Raw genomic sequence first — 18,662 nt, 5'->3', positions numbered from 1 at the left:
GTATGTTTTTCTTTTCTTCGAATTTAGCAAAAGTAATAAAATAAGAAGAACACGTAACCTGATTGAAATATTTTCTTAGTATTTAAATTCTTAATTTTTATCAATATACAAGATAGATATCAAAGAATTAACTAATTTCGCACACAATAAGAATAATGCAATAATGAAAGTAAAAATAATAAATAAATCGCATCATCCGCTGCCGGAGTATGCAACTCCTTATTCTGCCGGAGTCGATCTTAGAGCGAATATTTCCGAGCCATTGTATCTAAAACCGTTAGAGAGAATCCTGGTGCCTACGGGGTTATTTCTGGAACTTCCTCAGGGATATGAAGCTCAGATACGTCCCCGAAGCGGGCTTGCTTTTAAACATGGTTTGACTGTGTTGAATACTCCGGGCACTATCGATGCCGATTATAGAGGCGAGATCCGGGTGATTCTGGTAAACTTATCTAACGAGGACTTTGTTATAAATGACGGAGAGCGTATCTGCCAAATGGTAATTGCAGAGCATGCCCAGGTTGTTTGGGACGAAGTAGATCAGATAAACGAAACCGAACGGGGCGCCGGAGGATTTGGCCATACCGGTAAAAAATAATTAAGAAACGATCCCTTTATTTTATGTATAAAAAATTCTATACATTTCTTATTTTCTTATTTGTGACATCTTCTATCTTTCCTGTGTTTTCGCAGAAAGCTCAGAAAGTGAGTCAAACTGTGGCAGGCGAACCTCAACCACAGATCATATCGCCGGATAATAAGCGGAAATTCGATTATTATTTTTACGAGGCTATGAATGCCAAGACTCTCAATAAATATGATGCTGCATACGATTATTTAAAGTACTGCATGGCGTTAGATTCTACTAATGCACATGTTTTGTATGAGTTAGGTAATTACTATAATTCCCTCGATAATAAAAACAGGGCTATAGATCTGTACCGCAAAGCTGTAAGTTATGATAGTGATAATTATTATTACAACATGGCTTATGCGACATTATGTCTCGAATTTAAACAATACAGCGATGCTATAGAACAATTCGAGAAGCTCATTAACGAAGATCCTGATAATACGGATTTGTATATTTATCTGTCAGAATCGTATCGTATGGATGGTGATTTGCAGAGTGCTATTAAAACATTAGATAAGCTGGAGCTGATAGTTGGTCTGAATGAGAAAATAAGCCTGCAAAAATACCAATTATATGCTACACTGAAGCAGGAAAGCAAAGGCTTTGCTGAAATTCAGAAATATATAGATAAATATCCTAACGAGTTGAAATACCAGATTCTGCTCGGAGACTTATATCTGCAGGCCGGCAAAAAAGAAGATGCGTTTCTGGTATACAGCAGGGCAAAAGCCATCGATCCGGAAGATCCTTATCTGATCTCATCTATGGCGGAATACTATGAGCAGACGAATAATAAGGAAGCTGCTGAAAACGAATTGCATACCGCTCTGATCAGTCCTAAAATGGATGTGGATACCAAACTGGCTATACTGGCTCAATATGTAGGGTCGTTGCAGCAAAATAAAAATGATACAGGTGCGGCAAATGCTCTTTTTGATACATTGATGACGCAACATCCTCAGGAACCAAAACTGAACCTGATGTACGGCAATCTGCTTATGATGCAGGAGAAGAAGGATGAGGCCCGGTTTCAGTACCAATTGTTTGCAGAAGCCAATCCTACGAATCCGATCGGATGGGAACAGATGTTGAGCACAGCTTTTCCAGACAGCCTGGATTTAACGATAAATATCTGCAACGAGGCTTTGAAATATATAACTGATCAGCCCCAGTTCTATTTCTATCTGGGTGTTTCGGAATATATGAAAGAAGATTATGCTACTGCCCTTGAAGCCCTACAAAAAGGTGTGGAATATGTAGATGAAAATAATAAAGGGTTACTTTCCGATTTCTATGGACAAATAGGCGATCTGTACTACCATCTGGAAAAGACAGACAGCGCTTTTGCCACATACGATAAAGCATTGTCTTACAATCCCAACAATGTCGGTGTTCTTAATAATTACAGTTATTTTCTTTCGGTGGCAAAAAAAGACCTGAATAAAGCAGAGCGAATGAGTAGTATTACCATAAAGGCAGAGCCATCCAACCCCACTTATCTCGATACATATGGTTGGGTACTGTTTCAACAGGGAGCTTATACCATCGCAAAGATTTATATCGAAAATGCAGTGAAATACAGTGAGGAAAAAGGAGAAGACCTCAGCGCCGAAGTGCTGGAGCATTATGGAGATGTGCTTTACAAAACGGATGATGCCGAAAAAGCTTTGGAGTATTGGATAAGAGCAAAGGAAAAAGGCGATAGCAAGTCGAAAACGCTCGACAAAAAAATAGAAACAAAAACATATATTTCGGATGATGAAATCACACAAAATAAATAAAACACTGGCTTTGCTGTTCTTCATTTCAGCAATCCTTTTTTTGAATGGTTGTAAATCGAAGAAGATTATAGAAACCGGTACGGGCGAATTGACAAAAAAGTCGCAGGAACAGGTTGTTACAGATGTTTTATCCAAGGAGATAGATTATAAAACGATTTCGGCTAAAGGAAGTATAGAATTCAAGATGGGAAGTAAAAGCCGGAAACTGAATACTGTGTACAAACTGATAAAAGATGAAGTATTGCAGGCTTCGGTCAGGATTCCAATTCTTGGAGGAGAAGCTATGCGCATTACTATAACTCCCGACAGTGTAATAATCATTGACCGTCTGAATAAACAATATGTAGCCGAAAGATTTAAGGATTCTCAACTGGCAAGTAATTTCGATTTCAATTTTTATAACCTTCAGTCTTTGTTTACAAATAAGATATTCATACCCGGAACCAAATCCGTAGAGAAAAAGAATTATGATAAAATGAGGATAATAGCCTCAAAAGATGCTTATATGCTGCAAACAAAAGATAAGAGCGATATGCTTTATACTTTTGCTATAGACGCATCCGATCATCTGGTGTCCACACTCATCTATAATGAAAAGAAGAAAGTAACTTTGCAGTGGTCTTATTCCGATTTTATTCAGGATAACGAACTGATTTATCCTACCCGTATCGAAGCAAATGTAGATATTGCAAAGAAACGCTTTGATCTGGGAATAGCATATAACAAACTAGAACTGGATCAGGATGTAAGTATAGATAATTCTGTGTCGTCGAGATATCAGCGTGTCGATTTCACAGAATTAATGGGAACATATATTAAGTCGAAATGAGAATATTCGTTGTTCTGTTAGCTTTTGCGATTAGCATATCGTCTTTTGCCCAAAGTACTCCCCATATCAAGGAGCTCGAACGGCAGCGGAAAGAGGCTTTGCGCGAAATCTCGAACACGAACAAACTACTGTCTGATACAAAGAAAACTACAACAACATTACTGGATAGGATAAAATTAATATCCAATCAGATATTCTCGCGTCAAAAAGTGCTCGATCTACTAGGGCAGGAAATAAATGGTCTGGATGCTGAACAAAAACGTATCGAGTCTGAGGTGATTGTCCTTGAAGGCGAACTGAAAGAAAAACAGAAAAACTATGCTAAAGCAATAGACGGTATGTTGCGTAACCGTCAGAGCGAAAATCGTATGCTTTTTGTCTTGTCAGGGAAATCTTTGACTGAGTCATACCGGCGGTTGCGTTATCTTCGTGATTATTCAGAATGGAGAAGCAAACAGGCCGACGAGATAAAAGAAAAAAGCGACAATCTGAAAGAGCGGAAAGAGGCTCTGGCTAAAACCCGGAATGAGAAAACAGTTCTTCTGGGGCAACGTGTTACAGAACAGGCCAATTTGAAAAAGGAGGAAGGTAATTTTCAGCAGGAAGTGTCTGAAGCCCAGAAGAAGCAGAAAGATTTACAAAAAATACTTACGCAGAAGAGAAAACAAGCCGAAGCCTTAGACAGGCAGATAGCCAAGCTCATAGCCGAAGAGGTAGCCCGTCAGGAGCGTGAAGCCAAACGTATTGCTGCAGAAAAGGCAAAAGCAGAGGCGGCTAAATCGGGTTCAGCTTCATCGAAAGGTAAAACTAAACCATCCATTACTTTGCCTAGTGAAAAAATGACAACGGAAAATGTTGTCCTTTCTAATAATTTTGCTTCCAACAGAGGGAAACTGCCGTATCCTATTTCAGGAAATTATACGATAACTTCCCGCTTCGGGAAACGTCAGCAGGGGCCTGCAGTAACTATTTTCAACAGCGGACTGGATATCCGTTCTCAATCGGGGGCAGAAGCTAAAGCCGTATTCAATGGGGAGATAACGTATGTAGCCGCTATTCCGGGGTATAATACTTGCATCATTGTCCGCCACGGCAATTACTATACTTTCTATGGTAATATACAATCCATATATGTAAAACAGGGAGATAAGGTGAAAACCGGACAGAGTCTGGGTAGATTATATACTGATCCTGACACCGGATTCTCTGAGATTCACTTCCAGTTGTGGCAGGGTACAAACAAACAAAACCCTGAACCCTGGCTACGATAACCTTTTGATCGGGTAATATGAAAAGAGTACGCATAATAGAACTACCGAAGGTTATCGACCGGAGGGGAAATCTTTCTTTCATAGAGGCCGGAAAACACATTCCGTTCAATATTGCCCGTTCCTACTGGATATACGATGTGCCGGGGGGACAGCATAGGGGAAGCCACGCATTCAAATCTCAGCATGAAGTTATAATTGCCCTGTCGGGTAGTTTCGATGTCGTCCTCAATGATGGGGTAGAAATACGAACATACACATTGAACCGTTCCTATAATGCACTTTATGTTCCGAATATGGTGTGGCGTAGTCTCAACAATTTTTCGACGAATGCCTTGTGTCTTGTTATTGCTTCCGAACCATACAGTGAAGAAGATTATATTCGTAACTATAAGCAGTTTAGAAAACACTTAAGCATGTCCGTCGACAGGTCTGGGGGCGTTCCCTCGTTGTCCCGTCCTGATAATCCGGTATCCGGATACAATACCGTTACAGATTGCTCCCTTATAGATTTTCCCATAATCAGGAACCGTGCCGGTAATATCACTCCTGTGCAAGGGATGGAGAATGTTCCATTCAGCATCAGAAGGGTATTCTATATATACGATATTCCCTCGGGAGTGAAAAGAGGAATGCATGCACATAAAGCCTGTCATGAAATACTGGTGGCCACAAGCGGTAGCTTTGAGGTGGAACTGGATGATGGTACAAACAAAAAGTCTGTATTGCTGAACAGCCCTATGCAGGGATTGCACATCCCTCCCGGGGTATGGGCTGCCCAGAAAAATTACTCGGCAGGAGTAGTATGCCTTGTCTTGGCCTCGGATGTCTACGATTCGGAAGATTACATTGATACATATTCAGAATTCAAAAAATATCGCCAGCATGAAGATTGAAATCTATAAATCCGGATTAAAAGCAGAGTGGGATGGTTTTGTAAGGAATTCAAAGAATGGAACATTTCTCTTTTACAGGGACTTTATAGAATATCATGGAGACAGGTTTGGCGACTATTCGTTAATGTTTTATGATGGCGGCAGCCTTGTTGCCCTGATGCCTGGTCATATCAGGGATCGCATTTACTACTCTCATCAGGGACTGACTTACGGAGGGCTTATTATGGGTGAGCAAACAACGGCTTCCCTTGTGATGGAAATATTTGAATATCTTACTGTGACTTTTCGTCATCAGGGGATAAAAAAGATAATTTATAAGGCTGTTCCCCACATCTATCATAAGCTGCCTTCTGAAGAGGATTTATATGCCCTGTTCCGTTATAAGGCTGTTTTGACAACAAGAAATATATCATCCACAATCTTTTTACCCGAGAAAATCAAGTATTCCGATTCCAGAAAGAATGGATTGAAGAAAGCAAAGAAAAATAATCTCAGGGTAGAACGATCTGATAATTTAGATAGTTTCTGGCAAATACTTTCCGCAAATCTGAAAGAAAGGTATGATAAAAAGCCAGTTCACACATTGGCTGAAATAACTTATTTAGAAGCAAAATTCCCAAACAATATTCATCTTTTTTCTGTTACGGATGCTGATCAGATATTAGGAGGCTGTTTGGTCTTCGTGACGGATACTGTCATCCACGCTCAATATACAGCTGCAACAGAAGAGGGGAAAAATAAAGGTGCGGTGGATATTGTTATCGATCATATTATTAATGTGGCGTATCCTGATAAGAAATATTTCGATTACGGAACTTCAACTGAGAACGACGGCTGGTATCTGAATGAGAATCTGATATACCAGAAAGAGGGTTTTGGAGCACGGGCGACTATTTATGACATCTATACAATAGAACTGTAATTAGAGAGAATGAATCTGAACTCATTTATAAGGAAAAAGAACATTGATAGCATTTCGGGAGAAGATGCTATTGGTTCGGGCATGAAACGGGTATTAGGCGTAAAAGACCTGACCCTTTTTGGGATTGCGGCCATTATCGGCGCAGGAATATTCAGCACTATCGGACGTGCGGCATTTTATGGAGGACCGGCAGTGTCGCTCCTTTTTGTTTTTGTAGCTATAGCCTGTATTTTTACAGCTTTATGCTATGCGCAATTTGCGTCTATGATTTCGGTCAGTGGTAGTGCATATACTTATACATATGTGTCATTGGGCGAAGTATTTGCCTGGGTGATAGGCTGGGCACTGATTCTGGAATATGCTGTATCGAATATGGTGATAGCCATTTCATGGTCTGAATATTTTACCACTCTGTTGCATGGGTTCGGCATCGCATGGCCCGACTGGCTGGCAATAGGCTATTCTACAGCCCATAAGGCATATAACGAGGTGATCACTGCCGGAGCGGATGCTAATTTGCCATATCATATAAGTAGCGCAGCACGGGCTTATCAGAATGCACCTCAGTTTATGGGGATGAAAGTATTAGTGAATCTGCCTGCAGGATTGGTAGTGACAGCCCTTACTTATCTTGTGTATATTGGAATAAAGGAATCAAAAACGATTAATAATCTGCTTGTATACCTCAAAATTGCAATCATCCTGACAGTTATTCTTGTCGGAGCATTTTTCGTTAAGCCCGACAACTGGTCTCCCTTTGCGCCTAATGGGCTGACAGGTGTATTGGGCGGTGTGGCAGCCGTGTTTTTTGCATTCATCGGATTCGATTCCATTTCCACCACGGCTGAAGAAAGTAAGAATCCCCAGCGGGATATGCCCCGCGCCATGATGTATTGTCTGGGTATCTGCACCATACTCTATGTAGCCATAGCTTTGGTGTTGACAGGTATGGTCAATTATAAGGAATTAGGTGTGGATGATCCGCTGGCCTATGTTTTTCAGGTGGTGGATATGAATTTCGTGGCGGGCGTTATATCTGCAACAGCTATTGTTGCTATAACCAGTGCTATCCTAGTCTTTCAGATAGGACAGCCCCGCATCTGGATGACAATGAGCCGTGACGGGCTTTTGTGGCCGAAATTCTCTAAAATACACCCGAAATATAAGACACCTTCATTTTCTACTGTTATCGCAGGCATTTTGGTTTGTATTCCCTCTCTTTTCCTTGATATGCAGTTTGTGGTCGATTTGACTAGCGTGGGTACTTTCTTTGCTTTCATTTTGGTTTGTGCAGGTGTTTTGTTTTTAGATCACAAAGGAGATAGTAAAAAGGCTAAATTTAAGGTTCCGTATATAAATGGACAGTATATCATTTTTATTTTACTGCTAGTTGCCGTATCTTTGTTCCTGGTTAAGACGGATTTTATTGAAGTCATAAGCCATAAACCATTACTGCTTGTTTTCTGGGCGGTATGGCTAGGCCTGTCAATTACCGCATTCAAATATAAATTTTCGTTATTGCCGGTATTAGGCATTCTCACTAATTTATATCTGATGACTGAATTAGGCTGGTCAAACTGGGTAATGTTTATCATCTGGTTGGCAATAGGGTTGATTATATACCTGGGATACGGATACAGGAAAAGTAAGCTGGCCTCACAAAAATAAACAGGCAGAATATAATACTGAATGAAAGAAAAAGAAATGATTTTTGGCATTCGTGCCGTGATAGAGGCTATCGAAGCCGGAAAAGAGATAGATAAAGTCATTGTAAGACGTGAGCTGCAAGGAGATTTGTCGAAAGAATTATTTGCCTTGCTTAAAACAAAGGATATTCCAGTGCAGCGAGTTCCTGCTGAGCGGCTCGATAGGTTTACCCGTAAAAATCATCAGGGAGTAATCGCTTTTCTATCTGCGATCACATACGAGCAAATAGAAGATATTATCCCTTTTCTGTATGAAAACGGCAAAGACCCATTCATCGTTTTGCTCGATGGTATAACCGACGTACGCAATTTCGGGGCAATAGCACGTACCTGTGAAGTGGCAGGTGTAGATGCCATTGTTATACCGGCTAAAGGTAGTGTAACAGTAAATGCAGATGCTGTGAAAACTTCGGCAGGAGCTTTGCTGAAAATTCCGGTTTGTAAAGAGCAGAGCTTAACCGATGCAATCCAGTTTCTTAAAAATAGCGGAGTAACAGTTGTTGCTGCTACGGAACGGGGAGCTGTTAATTATACTGAAGCTAATTATGGCGGGCCTGTGGCCATCGTTATGGGAGCAGAAGATACAGGGGTATCTAACGAGAATCTGCGGATAGTGGATAACCTGGTGAAAATTCCTCAGTATGGAACCATTGGATCGTTGAATGTATCAGTAGCAGCCGGAGTTTTAATTTATGAAGTAATACGGCAAAGAAATCAATAGTATAAACCTCAAAACAAATAAATTAATTAATTAATGAAAAAAGTAATAGCAACAGATAAGGCTCCTGCAGCAATTGGGCCTTACAGTCAGGCAATTGAAGTAAACGGTTTTGTGTTTATATCGGGACAATTACCGGTTAATCCTGCCACAGGAGATTTTCCGGATGGAGATATCAAAGAGCAGACCGCCCAGTCGTTCCAAAATATTAAAGCTATTCTGGCTGAAGCCGGATTAACGACTGATAATATTGTGAAAACAACAGTTTTCCTTTCCGATATAGCGTATTTCGGAGGAATGAATGAGGTATATGCCACCCAATTTACAGGAACATTTCCGGCACGTTCGGCTTTTGCTGTGAAAGATCTGCCTAAAGGAGCAATGGTGGAAATAGAAGTGATAGCATCCAGATAATTAGCATATAGAAAGGGCTTTAGGCCCTTTTGTTGTATTAGGGCAAATTTGAACTTTGTTAAAAAAAAGATACCAATAATCATTTTTATTGGCATTCATTAAAATATAGTTGCAATAATTGCGTTTCTCTCATTACAGAAACTTAAAAGAATGGATGTAGATAACAAATACATGTACCGCTGTTTACAATTGGCCTTGAACGGAAGTGGCTATGTCGCTCCCAATCCGATGGTTGGTGCTGTTATTGTTCATCAGGATAAGATAATAGGCGAAGGCTATCATCGTCGTTACGGAAAAGCCCATGCCGAAGTGAATGCTATAAGCAGCGTGAAAGACAAGTCTATTCTGAAGGATTCTACAATCTATGTTTCTCTTGAACCATGCTCACATTACGGGAAGACCCCTCCTTGTGCACAACTGATTATAGATCAGCAGATACCACGTGTTGTGGTAGCATGCCTCGACCCTTACCCGTCTGTTTCGGGTAGAGGTATTAAAATGTTGCAGGATGCAGGTATTGAAGTTGTTATGGGGGTACTTGAGGAAGAGGCAAGGTTTCTGAATAAAGAATTTTTTACTGCTCAAATACAAAACCGTCCTTACGTGTACCTTAAATGGGCACAAACAAGAGATGGCTTTATTGATAAGAAACGTATTGAGGGCGAAGTGCCTTCTCCGACTCCTATATCTAATGACTTTATGCAGATGTTGGTTCATAAGAAACGAGCCGAAGTGTCTGCTATAATGGTCGGAACAAATACAGCCGTCAATGACAACCCATCTTTGACTACAAGATTTTGGTATGGTAAAAACCCAATCCGTGTGGTATTAGACAGGCAGGGGCGTATTCCTTCTGACTATAAATTGTTTGATGGTAATGTGGAAACCATTGTTTTCACAGAAAAGGATAGAGAATCTTTGGAAAATATTACTTTTATCAAGCTTTGTTTTGACGATAATCTTTTTCAGTCTGTTTTTTCGGAGTTGAAGAAACGTAAGATAAATTCTGTTTTAGTTGAAGGGGGAAAGGAAGTATTGCAAAGCCTTATCGATAAAGAACTTTGGGATGAAGCTTACATTGAAAGATCAGATCAGATTTTTAGAGCTGGAGTTGAGGCTCCGGTTATTGACGGACATCTTATAGATGAATACGATTGGAGGACTTCCCGGCAAAGGCATTTAGCCTTCAGGGATAACTATAAAATTTTATAAATATTAGATTTATTGACGCGTAAGCCGAAATTCTTTCTATTTTTGCAAATTGATATTTGAATAAATTTGTTTAAACTAATGAAATTGAAGCATATTAATAAACTGCTGTTTTTTGTACTCGCTATTATTACATTGAGTTCGTGTAACAGCGACTCTGATACCATTTCTTTAGATGCCTCGGCAGATGCGCAGATATACTCGTTTGCACTTGCAGCCATAGCAGATAATGCGGTTGACTCGGTGAATTATCCGATATTGGCATCGACCTTGTTTTCTATCGATCAGGGCAACCGGATAATATATAACAGAGATTCCCTGCCTTATCAGACTAGGCTAAAGAATTATGCGGTAACAATTTCATACTCGTCAGCTACTCCAAGCAAGGTGGAATTAATCTATGCCGATTCAGTAGCTGAGTGGAATGGTAGTGATTCAGTAGATTTCTCTTTGCATCCTAATTTCAAGGTGACAGCAGCTGTTGGCGCAACCTCTACCAGAGAATATACAATTGACATACGAATAAGAAAAGTTGACCCCGAGCTTATAAATTGGAATAAACAGGTTTTATTAATACCATCATCTGTAAAAGAGCAGAAAACTCTTTTAAAAGAAAATGATGGTTTCTATACATTTTCTATAGATAAAGATAATCAGTTCTATCTACATAAAACAAATGCCGCTGTAACTGATTATGAAACGAAGCTGCCTATAAACGGAATAAATGCATCGGACGTTCTGCTGGAAAGTATTACTCTGTTTAATGGAAAGTTCTATGCTATAGATAAATCGAAGAACGGTTATAGTTCTTCTGATGGTATTAACTGGTCACAAAAGAGTAGCGGAATTAAAGCCTTGTTAGGGGTTTTACCAGGTGCTTCTGCCGATAAGGATGCGTTACTGGTAATAACAGACGGAACTCAGGATTCTTTTGCTAAAACTACCGATATGGCAACGATAGACCCTATTAGGATATTGAGTGATTTCGAGTCGGCAGGTATCTCTTTCTCAGGGTTTTCTTCGGTAACAAATTATGACAGAAGTAATCTGAATAAAAATATACTGGCAGTAACAGCCGGACAAAAAGCAGATAACAGTTATTCAAATCTAACCTGGTTTATGCAGGTTGACGGAAGTGGGGTATTTAGAGTAACATCGAATCAACAACATAATCGTTTTGCAGCTAAGGCCGGTATTGCTAGCTTTATGTACGACGGCTATTTGTATGCATTGACAGATAATAAGTTCTATAAGTCAATGTTTGCTGACAGCTGGAATCTTGCTCCCGATAAAGAGCAGTTTAGTGCTGATATGGTAAGCACTACAGCTCAGTCTGTTATTGTAGATGATGAGAATAATATCTGGATATTCGGCGGAATTTCAGGTACAGGAGATTTTCCGGTTTTAGATATCTGGAAAGGGCGGTTGAATAAACTCAACCCATAAGACTGGAATTAATATTTACGTCCTGTATACTTATAGTCCCATTTTTTGCGTTAGAAGAATAGATGCAGTGTAAACGAACCATGATGGATAAAAGAAAAATCAAATATACTTTTCTGCTTATCGTCTTCTTATTCTTCTTTTTAACTAAATCAGTAGCGCAGGATGACTATAAGTTCGAGATAGGAGGGATGGCGGGTACATCTTTTTATATGGGAGATGCCAATAAAACGAAATTGTACAAAGATCCCGGGTTGTCAGCAGGTGTTATATTCAGGTATAACCCCGATTTAAGATGGTCTGTGAAAAGTAACTTCGTTATAGGGAAAGTCTCTGGAGATACCCGTAAGTCGGGGAATAAATTTCCCTTTAGCCAAGAAACATCTTTCAGCCGGATGTTTTATGAACTGGGGACGCAAATTGAGTTTAATTTTTTTAATTATAGTGACAAATTCTCATATCTGGGAACAAAGAGGGTATCACCTTATATTTTTACCGGAGTAGGGCTTACACTCGGTTCCGGACAAAAAACTTTTCTGGATGTTAATGTTCCTATAGGGATAGGAGTAAAATATAAGATTAGAGACCGGTGGAATCTCGGATTTGAGTTTTCTTTCCGCAAATTGTTCAGCGACACGTTCGATGTTACAAAAAGAGGAGATGATTTTAATCTGGATGAACCGTATGAAATAAAGGGGAGTTTTCTGAAAAATAATGACTGGTACTCCTTAACAATGTTTACTGTTACCTGGGATTTTGGTCCCAGAGTTTGTCCATGCTTGAATATAGATTAATAACAAAATAAGATTTAGATGTCATTTCTCGACCAGATAGATAAAGAAAGGTTACCCCATCACATTGCTGTCATAATGGATGGCAACGGCAGATGGGCAAAACAGAGAAATTTAGATCGGACATTCGGCCATAAAGAAGGCATTTCGGCTGTACGGAGAGCCATTGAAGGCGCTTCACGGGCTGAGATTGCTTATCTGACTCTATACACATTCTCTACCGAGAACTGGAAAAGGCCTGAAGAAGAAGTTAAAGCCCTTATGGCGCTTATGGTACAGGCTGTGGCCAATGAAACTCCGGAACTGGTGAAAAACAATGTCAGGGTGAAGGTGATTGGAGATATAGACCGGTTACCTGCTGATACTAAAGAAGCATTGCAATACTGTCTGGATACAACCTCCAAATGTACAGGAACCACCGTTGTGCTGGCATTGAGTTATTCCTCGAAATGGGAGCTGACACAAGCGATAAAAAATATAGCCAACGATGTGAAAAACGGAAAAATGAATGCTGAAAATATTGATGAAGCACTTGTTAGTACATATCTTGCGACCAACGGAATTCCTGATCCGGACATACTCATCCGTACAGGAGGGGAATTGCGCATAAGTAATTTCCTGTTATGGCAGATCGCATATTCAGAGCTCTATTTTACCAATGAATTGTGGCCCGATTTCAATGAAGAATCTATATATAAGGCCATTGTTGAATACCAAAACAGGGAAAGACGTTTTGGGAAAACAAGCGAACAGGTATCAGGGAAATCTTGAGACACGACCTAAAAAACACTGATTAAAACAATAACATTAGAAAGTAACTTCCATATATATGTTCAAAAAAGGTTTATTTATTCTGTTTGTCATCCTCTTTTCTGTTTCTGCCGGAATAACCGCTCAAATAGCAGATAGTACAGAACTGAAAAATGTCAATAAAATTTTACAGGAAAATGTAGAAGATTTACCTGTTATATCGTACAATACAAGTAAAAAGTATGAAATAGCAGATATCAAGGTTACAGGAATTGAAAATCCTATGTATGAAGACTACACAATATTGGGTTTCGCCCAATTGCAGGTAGGCGATAAGATTGAGGTTCCCGGTGCCGAAATAACAAATGCTGTAAGGCGTTTTTGGAGGCAGGGTTTATTTTCCGATGTGAAAATACTTGCGACAAAAGTAGAAGGAAATAAAATATGGTTGGAGATCAAGTTGAAAGAGCGTCCTCGTATTTCAGATATCGTATATACGGGAATGAAAAAGGGAGAACGTCAGGATATTGAATCCCGGATAGGGATGGAGAGAAATCTGCAGATAACTCCGAATAAAATGGACAGGGCCCGGACCATTATTAAAAAATATTTTGATGAAAAAGGTTTTAACAAGGCTGAGATAAATCTTACCGAAGAGCCTGATCTGTCGAAAGAAAACCATATTATACTCCATGTGGATGTTGTTAAGAAGAATAAGACAAAGGTTAATACAATAGCGATAGAAGGGAATTCAGAGGTAAAATCCAGTACTTTAGAGAAGGCAATGAAGAAAACCCGCCATAAGAGTAACTTCAATGCCTGGATAAGAAACTTCCTCCGTTCAACTAAATATGTGCCTGAAAGCTATGAGGAAGATAAGGATCTACTGATCGAAAAATACAATGAATTGGGGTATCGTGATGCGGCAATTGTTTGGGATACAGTTTATTCCGATTCAGAAAAGCCCGATAAGGTAAATATCAATATCAAAGTAGATGAAGGGAAACAATATTTCATCAAAGATATAAAATGGGTTGGTAATACAATTGAGCCTACATGGAAGCTGCAAACCTTGTTGAATATGAAGCCGGGTGATGTCTATAATCAGAAGAAACTGACTGAGAACCTTATGGTTAAAGACGAGGCTGTAATGAACATCTTCTATCAAAATAACGGTTATATATTTTCCAATGCCGATCCTGTTGAAGTGAATATAGATAAAGATTCTATTGATCTTGAAATAAGAATTACCGAAGGGCCTCAGGCTACTATTCGTAAAGTTACTATTTCGGGTAATGATAGGGTATATGAAGATGTAGTCCGTCGCGAACTTCGGATTAAACCAGGGGCACTTTATAGTCGTGATGATATTGTTCGGTCTTTACGTGAGATTGCACAGACAGGACATTTCGATCCTGAGAATCTGAATCCGGGAATTGTTCCTGATCCAGAATCCGGTACAGTGGATATAGGTTTACCATTAGTGTCTAAAGCTAACGACCAGGTTGAATTCTCTGCCGGATGGGGACAAACAGGGATTATCGGAAAATTGAGTCTCAAGTTTACAAACTTTTCTTTGAAGAATTTGCTTAATCCAAAATCATATAAAGGTATCATACCTCAGGGTGAAGGACAAACTCTTGTATTGAGTGCGCAGACCAATGCCAAATACTATCAGTCGTATTCTGTATCGTTTATGGATCCTTGGTTTGGCGGAAAGAGACCTAATTCGCTCTCTGTAGGTGCTTACTATTCAAAACAGACAGACATCAACAGCCGTTATTTACAAAACAGCAGCTATTATGATCCGTATAGCTATGGATATGGTTACGGGTATGGATACGGTAATAGCTATGGTTATGGTAATAGCTATGAATTTGGAGCAGACCCGAATAAGTCTATCCAGGTGATGGGACTATCAGTAGGATATGGAAAACGTTTGAACTGGCCTGATGATTATTTCTATGTACAGGCAGAATTATCATATCAGTTATATAAAATGAAGGACTGGGCCTATTTCATAGTAAAAGATGGAACAGCCAACAATCTGAGTCTTAACTTGTCACTGAACAGGCGATCTATTGATAATCCGGTCTATACGCGTCGTGGTACAGACATTTCATTGAGCCTTCAGGTTACACCTCCATTCTCATTGTGGGATGGAAAGGATTATGCATCGATGAAGAAGGTTGACAATTACTATGAACCAGCAGAAAAATTCAGGTGGATAGAATATCATAAATGGAAATTCAAAGCCAAGACATTTACCGCTTTGGCAAATATGGATTCAAAACGTACTCCTGTGTTGATGACCCGTGCCGAATATGGATTTGTAGGCTACTTTAATAAAGATAAAAAATCACCATTCGAAACATTCTATGTAGGGGGAGACGGTATGTCAGGATATTCAAGTACATATGCAACAGAAACTATCGGATTGCGTGGTTATGAAAACGGATCATTAAGTACACAGGCCAGCGCATATTCACGTCTGGCACTTGAATTGAGATATCCACTTATTCTCGAACCATCGTCTACCATCTATATATTGGGATTTGTTGAAGCTGGTAACGCATGGGACGATCTGAAGAAATTTAATCCATTCGATCTGAAACGTTCTGCCGGATTTGGTGCACGTATTATGTTGCCAATGATCGGGTTGATGGGAATCGACTGGGCTTATGGTTTCGATCCGATAAGAGGAAGCCGGGATAGTAGTGGCAGCCAGTTCCACTTTATCATAGGACAGGAATTCTAAGAAAAAGAGGGATTTAACATTATTTATATTGGACAGAGTAAACAAAAACACAGACATGATGTCTAATATTTATATATTAAAAAATAGCAGTTATGAAGAAATTGATTTTACTATTTGTATTATTTTTAGGCGTGTCTACAGGCAGCTACGCCCAAAAATTTGCGCTGATAGACATGGAATACATACTTAAGAATATAAGTAGCTATGAAACCGCTCAGGAGCAGATAGAAGTCATGTCTAAGAAATGGCAGGGAGAAGTTGAGAAAGTTCAGCAGGATGTAAAAAATATGTATAAAAAATATCAGACAGATCTGATATTACTGTCTCCCGAACAAAAGACCAAAAGAGAAAACGAAATTGTAGAGAAAGAAAAGAGTCTGCAAGAGTTGAACAGGAAATATTTCGGAGCCGAAGGTGAATTATTCAAACAGAGAGAGGCGCTTATAAAGCCTATTCAGGATGATATATACGAGGCCATAAAAGAAATATCCGAAGCTAAAGGTTATCAACTGGTTTTAGACAGGGCATCAGCCGAAAGTGTTATTTTTGCATCTCCGAGGATTGACATTAGTAATGAAGTCCTTCAGAAGCTCGGATATTCAAAATAATTATTTATATTTGTCTCCACAAATATAGAATTAACCACTAAAAAAGAAATTATAACTATGTTGAAAAAGCTATTCCTGTTACTGCTTATTGTAGCACCGGTAACCATCTTTGCCCAAGATAAAATTGCATTTATCAATTCCAATGAGGTTTTCTCTAAAATGCCGGAACTGAAAGATATTGAAACAAAACTGGCGACTAAGAGAGAAACAATACAAAAGAATGCAGCCGCCATTGAAAAAGAATACAACGATTTACTGGAGAAATTTCGTGGCGATTCTACTGAGGTTACAGAAAGTATTCTTGTTGACAGGCAAAACCAATTAGAAGCCCTTCAAAAAAGATATCAGGACTACATGCAGGCTAGCCAGGGCGAATATGAAAGAGAGCATCAAACATTGCTTGCGCCTGTACAGCAGAAAATGAGACAGGCTATAAAGGATGTAGGCGATGAGCATAACTATACTTACATTCTTGATGCAGCTTCATTACTACATGTAGGGTCGAGTGCAGTAGATGCCACTAAATTTGTAAAAACCAAATTAGGGATAACAGATTAAAAAAAATAATCGAAAATTCTATATAAATAAAAAAAGACCAGAATATCTGGTCTTTTTTTATTCTAAATTCTGGACAGCGCCTGCTTCAGATCTCCTTTAATATCCTCCAGGTTCTCTATACCTACCGATATTCGAAGTAACCCGGGTATCGCTCCCGAAATTATTTTCTCTTCTTCGGACAACTGTTCATGAGTGGTGGTCGCCGGATGGATAATGAGAGATTTAGCATCTCCCACGTTAGCCAGGTGACTGATCAGTTCCAATGAATTAATAAGCTTATCAGCATTTTCACCTGTACCTTTTACCTTAAATGACAACACTCCTCCAAATCCCCGTTTAAAATACTTTTTGGCTAAAGCATGATAAGGACTGCTCTCTAGTCCAGGATAATTTACATATTCTACTTTCGGATGTTCCTCCAGCCATTTTGCTATTGCCAGAGCATTTTCAGAATGGCGGTCTACACGGAGAGAGAGGGTTTCCAGACCTTGCAGCAAAAGAAAAGAATTGAACGGACTGATTGTATTTCCCCAATCCCGTAAACCTTCTACACGGGCTCTTATGGTAAAGGCAATGTTTCCAAATGGACCATCTGTACCAAATACATTCCAGAAAACAAGTCCGTGATAGCTGTCTGAAGGCTCTGTAAATTCAGGAAATTTGCCATTACCCCAGTTGAATTTTCCGCTGTCTATAATTACTCCTCCCAAAGATGTCCCATGCCCTCCTATCCATTTGGTAGCACTTTCTACAACGACAGATGCTCCGTGCTCTAGTGGTCGGAACAAATATCCACCTGCGCCAAATGTATTGTCTACAATAAGCGGAATATTGTGTTTTTCGGCAACTGCTGCTATAGCTTCAAAGTCGGGTATATTCAGGTCGGGATTACCAATCGTTTCCAGGTAGATTGCTTTTGTCTTATTATCTATCAACTTCTCGAATGATGACGGCTGGTCATCAGCTGTAAAGCGGGCTTCTACACCTAGCCGTTTGAACTGGCTTTTAAACTGGTTGTATGTGCCACCGTACAAATGCGATGTAGATACAAAGTTATCTCCTTCGGAAAGGATATTGTTCAGTGCGATAAATTGAGCTGACTGCCCTGATGAAGTTGCCAGTGCCGAAGCTCCACCTTCAAGAGCGGCAATTCGTTTTTCAAACACATCTGTAGTCGGATTCATCAGGCGTGTGTAGATGTTGCCGAATTTACGCAAACCAAACAGGTCTGCCCCATACTGTGCATCGTCGAATGTGTAGGAGGTTGTCTGATAGATGGGTACCGCCCGTGAACGGGTAACAGGATCTTTGTCTTGCCCGGCATGCACCTGCAGGGTTTCAAATTTATAATTACTCATAAGCTACATGAATTTAAAA

17 protein-coding genes are annotated in these 18,662 nt (G+C 39.6%); 16 read left to right on the top strand and 1 reads right to left on the bottom strand.

Annotated elements, in window-relative coordinates; all coding sequences use genetic code 11:
• The first annotated feature begins 163 nt into the window (after nt 1-163).
• The 16 genes from dut (at nt 164) to GGR21_RS04010 (ending at nt 17,285) form a co-directional block, all read left to right on the top strand.
• Complete coding sequence (gene dut, locus GGR21_RS04085) at nt 164-598, top strand: dUTP diphosphatase (protein WP_183305892.1); 435 nt, start codon at nt 164-166, stop codon at nt 596-598.
• Nucleotides 599-621: 23 nt separating this feature from the next.
• A complete protein-coding gene (locus tag GGR21_RS04080; RefSeq protein ID WP_183305891.1) occupies nt 622-2,415 on the top strand; it encodes a tetratricopeptide repeat protein in 1,794 nt (597 codons plus the stop codon).
• Nucleotides 2,390-3,244, top strand: coding sequence for a DUF4292 domain-containing protein (locus GGR21_RS04075; protein WP_246347982.1), 855 nt, complete (start codon nt 2,390-2,392; stop codon nt 3,242-3,244). Before GGR21_RS04080 ends, GGR21_RS04075 begins: the two co-directional genes overlap by 26 nt.
• Entirely contained in the window at nt 3,241-4,515 is a 1,275-nt protein-coding gene (locus GGR21_RS04070) for a murein hydrolase activator EnvC family protein (protein WP_183305890.1), read from the top strand. The genes GGR21_RS04075 and GGR21_RS04070 overlap by 4 nt, the downstream gene beginning before the upstream one ends.
• Before the next feature lie 17 nt (nt 4,516-4,532).
• Complete coding sequence (locus GGR21_RS04065) at nt 4,533-5,408, top strand: sugar 3,4-ketoisomerase (RefSeq protein WP_183305889.1); 876 nt, start codon at nt 4,533-4,535, stop codon at nt 5,406-5,408.
• Nucleotides 5,398-6,330, top strand: coding sequence for a GNAT family N-acetyltransferase (locus tag GGR21_RS04060; RefSeq protein WP_183305888.1), 933 nt, complete (start codon nt 5,398-5,400; stop codon nt 6,328-6,330). The genes GGR21_RS04065 and GGR21_RS04060 overlap by 11 nt, the downstream gene beginning before the upstream one ends.
• 9 nt (nt 6,331-6,339) lie before the next feature.
• On the top strand, nt 6,340-7,998 hold the full coding sequence (locus GGR21_RS04055; protein WP_183305887.1) for an amino acid permease: 1,659 nt from the start codon (nt 6,340-6,342) through the stop codon (nt 7,996-7,998).
• 21 nt (nt 7,999-8,019) lie between these two features.
• Entirely contained in the window at nt 8,020-8,757 is a 738-nt protein-coding gene (gene rlmB, locus GGR21_RS04050) for a 23S rRNA (guanosine(2251)-2'-O)-methyltransferase RlmB (RefSeq protein ID WP_183305886.1), read from the top strand.
• 33 nt (nt 8,758-8,790) lie between these two features.
• The gene (locus GGR21_RS04045) at nt 8,791-9,168 is read left to right on the top strand and encodes a RidA family protein (RefSeq protein ID WP_183305885.1); all 378 of its coding nucleotides are present in this window, start codon (nt 8,791-8,793) and stop codon (nt 9,166-9,168) included.
• Between the two features lie 150 nt (nt 9,169-9,318).
• Nucleotides 9,319-10,380: a bifunctional diaminohydroxyphosphoribosylaminopyrimidine deaminase/5-amino-6-(5-phosphoribosylamino)uracil reductase RibD gene (gene ribD / locus GGR21_RS04040; protein ID WP_183305884.1), complete on the top strand. Its 1,062-nt coding sequence runs from the start codon at nt 9,319-9,321 to the stop codon at nt 10,378-10,380.
• A 78-nt stretch (nt 10,381-10,458) separates the two neighbouring features.
• Entirely contained in the window at nt 10,459-11,823 is a 1,365-nt protein-coding gene (locus GGR21_RS04035; RefSeq protein ID WP_183305883.1) for a DUF6242 domain-containing protein, read from the top strand.
• An 83-nt stretch (nt 11,824-11,906) separates the two neighbouring features.
• Complete coding sequence (gene porG / locus GGR21_RS04030) at nt 11,907-12,614, top strand: type IX secretion system protein PorG (RefSeq protein WP_183305970.1); 708 nt, start codon at nt 11,907-11,909, stop codon at nt 12,612-12,614.
• An 18-nt stretch (nt 12,615-12,632) separates the two neighbouring features.
• On the top strand, nt 12,633-13,382 hold the full coding sequence (locus tag GGR21_RS04025; RefSeq protein ID WP_183305882.1) for an isoprenyl transferase: 750 nt from the start codon (nt 12,633-12,635) through the stop codon (nt 13,380-13,382).
• A 58-nt stretch (nt 13,383-13,440) separates the two neighbouring features.
• On the top strand, nt 13,441-16,119 hold the full coding sequence (gene bamA / locus GGR21_RS04020) for an outer membrane protein assembly factor BamA (protein ID WP_183305881.1): 2,679 nt from the start codon (nt 13,441-13,443) through the stop codon (nt 16,117-16,119).
• A gap of 92 nt (nt 16,120-16,211) precedes the next feature.
• Nucleotides 16,212-16,727: an OmpH family outer membrane protein gene (locus tag GGR21_RS04015; protein WP_183305880.1), complete on the top strand. Its 516-nt coding sequence runs from the start codon at nt 16,212-16,214 to the stop codon at nt 16,725-16,727.
• 57 nt (nt 16,728-16,784) lie between these two features.
• Complete coding sequence (locus GGR21_RS04010; protein WP_183305879.1) at nt 16,785-17,285, top strand: OmpH family outer membrane protein; 501 nt, start codon at nt 16,785-16,787, stop codon at nt 17,283-17,285.
• 62 nt (nt 17,286-17,347) lie between these two features.
• Here the strand turns inward: GGR21_RS04010 and GGR21_RS04005 are convergent, their stop codons facing one another.
• Nucleotides 17,348-18,643 (bottom strand): O-acetylhomoserine aminocarboxypropyltransferase/cysteine synthase family protein, encoded by a 1,296-nt coding sequence (locus GGR21_RS04005; RefSeq protein ID WP_183305878.1) that lies wholly within the window; start codon nt 18,641-18,643, stop codon nt 17,348-17,350.
• Nucleotides 18,644-18,662: the final 19 nt, after the last annotated feature.

Source organism: Dysgonomonas hofstadii (assembly GCF_014196915.1).
In the GTDB taxonomy this organism is placed as follows: domain Bacteria; phylum Bacteroidota; class Bacteroidia; order Bacteroidales; family Dysgonomonadaceae; genus Dysgonomonas; species Dysgonomonas hofstadii.
The sequence above is the reverse complement of the archived record's forward strand: the minus strand, read 5'-3'. Positions and strand labels throughout refer to the sequence as shown.

Bases quoted from the DNA above. Each gene is read 5' to 3' on its own strand.
- GGR21_RS04005 (WP_183305878.1), bottom strand. From the start codon at position 18,643: ATGAGTAATTATAAATTTGAAACCCTGCAGGTGCATGCCGGGCAAGAC.
- dut (WP_183305892.1), top strand. From the start codon at position 164: ATGAAAGTAAAAATAATAAATAAATCGCATCATCCGCTGCCGGAGTAT.
- GGR21_RS04075 (WP_246347982.1), top strand. From the start codon at position 2,390: ATGATGAAATCACACAAAATAAATAAAACACTGGCTTTGCTGTTCTTC.
- rlmB (WP_183305886.1), top strand. From the start codon at position 8,020: ATGAAAGAAAAAGAAATGATTTTTGGCATTCGTGCCGTGATAGAGGCT.
- GGR21_RS04055 (WP_183305887.1), top strand. From the start codon at position 6,340: ATGAATCTGAACTCATTTATAAGGAAAAAGAACATTGATAGCATTTCG.
- GGR21_RS04010 (WP_183305879.1), top strand. From the start codon at position 16,785: ATGTTGAAAAAGCTATTCCTGTTACTGCTTATTGTAGCACCGGTAACC.
- GGR21_RS04070 (WP_183305890.1), top strand. From the start codon at position 3,241: ATGAGAATATTCGTTGTTCTGTTAGCTTTTGCGATTAGCATATCGTCT.
- porG (WP_183305970.1), top strand. From the start codon at position 11,907: ATGGATAAAAGAAAAATCAAATATACTTTTCTGCTTATCGTCTTCTTA.
- ribD (WP_183305884.1), top strand. From the start codon at position 9,319: ATGGATGTAGATAACAAATACATGTACCGCTGTTTACAATTGGCCTTG.
- GGR21_RS04015 (WP_183305880.1), top strand. From the start codon at position 16,212: ATGAAGAAATTGATTTTACTATTTGTATTATTTTTAGGCGTGTCTACA.
- GGR21_RS04045 (WP_183305885.1), top strand. From the start codon at position 8,791: ATGAAAAAAGTAATAGCAACAGATAAGGCTCCTGCAGCAATTGGGCCT.
- bamA (WP_183305881.1), top strand. From the start codon at position 13,441: ATGTTCAAAAAAGGTTTATTTATTCTGTTTGTCATCCTCTTTTCTGTT.
- GGR21_RS04035 (WP_183305883.1), top strand. From the start codon at position 10,459: ATGAAATTGAAGCATATTAATAAACTGCTGTTTTTTGTACTCGCTATT.
- GGR21_RS04025 (WP_183305882.1), top strand. From the start codon at position 12,633: ATGTCATTTCTCGACCAGATAGATAAAGAAAGGTTACCCCATCACATT.
- GGR21_RS04065 (WP_183305889.1), top strand. From the start codon at position 4,533: ATGAAAAGAGTACGCATAATAGAACTACCGAAGGTTATCGACCGGAGG.
- GGR21_RS04080 (WP_183305891.1), top strand. From the start codon at position 622: ATGTATAAAAAATTCTATACATTTCTTATTTTCTTATTTGTGACATCT.
- GGR21_RS04060 (WP_183305888.1), top strand. From the start codon at position 5,398: ATGAAGATTGAAATCTATAAATCCGGATTAAAAGCAGAGTGGGATGGT.